The organism is Nocardia sp. NPDC049220 (genome assembly GCF_040647855.1).
Classification (GTDB): domain Bacteria; phylum Actinomycetota; class Actinomycetes; order Mycobacteriales; family Mycobacteriaceae; genus Nocardia.
Map to the genome: position 1 here is coordinate 1 of NZ_JBEZDA010000070.1, position 1044 is coordinate 1044.

The window sequence follows — 1044 nt, forward strand, 5'->3', positions numbered from 1 at the left end:
GGCCGGTACAGAGGGCTGCGATACCGTGAGGTGGAGCGAATCCCTAAAAGCCGGTCTCAGTTCGGATCGGGGTCTGCAACTCGACCCCGTGAAGTCGGAGTCGCTAGTAATCGCAGATCAGCAACGCTGCGGTGAATACGTTCCCGGGCCTTGTACACACCGCCCGTCAAGTCACGAAAGTTGGTAACACCCGAAGCTCACGGCCTAACCCCTTGTGGGAGGGAGTGGTCGAAGGTGGGACTGGCGATTGGGACGAAGTCGTAACAAGGTAGCCGTACCGGAAGGTGCGGCTGGATCACCTCCTTTCTAAGGAGCTCATCTCCATCAGGCCCCGGACACCGGGGATGCCGTGCCGCCCTGTGGGTGGTGGGTGCTGGTGGCAGAGGCCATGCTCAGGCCGTACGCGTCTGGGGTGGTTGCTCATGGGTGGAACATTGACGAAGAGTCGCCTTCGGTGGTGGCCAACGCTAGTACGCCGGTGCTTGTCACTGGTTGGAACGTGGGGGTCGACGCCGGCGGGGCTTGCCAAGCACACTGTTGGGTCCTGAGGCAACCGGCCGCCTCATGCTGCGCTCCTGGTGGTTCTTCGAACCGGTGGGTGCGGGTGTGGAGGGTTGGGTGTTTCTGGAAGGACACGGGTCACTGGGTTGTACGCGGACCAGCCGGCTTGCCGGTGTTGGCGTGTGCGGATTGCCTGGGTGGGTTCGTCCGTTGCTTGAGAACTGCATAGTGGACGCGAGCATCTTTGAATTTTTCCAAGACTGCTCTGTGATGATCGCCGGTGAGGGTTCGCTCTTGTTCGGTTGGTTGTTGTGGGGCATGTTGTCTTGGTTTCTGTGATTGTAGTGTTGCTGAAGTTTTTAAGGGCACATTGGTGGATGCCTTGGCACTAGGAGCCGAAGAAGGACGTTGTAGCCTGCGATAATCCTCGGGGAGTTGGCAGACAAGCTGTGATCCGAGGGTCTCCGAATGGGGGAACCCAGCCGAAGTCATGTTCGGTTACCCGCGCCTGAATGTATAGGGCGTGTGGAGGGAACGTCGGGA

The 1044-nt window shown here is 59.6% G+C and carries 2 rRNA genes; both read left to right on the forward strand.

Going from position 1 to position 1044, the window contains the following annotated elements:
- Positions 1 to 306, forward strand: a 16S ribosomal RNA gene (locus AB0C34_RS31590); the annotation flags it as partial.
- A gap of 544 nt (positions 307 to 850) precedes the next feature.
- Positions 851 to 1044, forward strand: a 23S ribosomal RNA gene (locus AB0C34_RS31595); the annotation flags it as partial.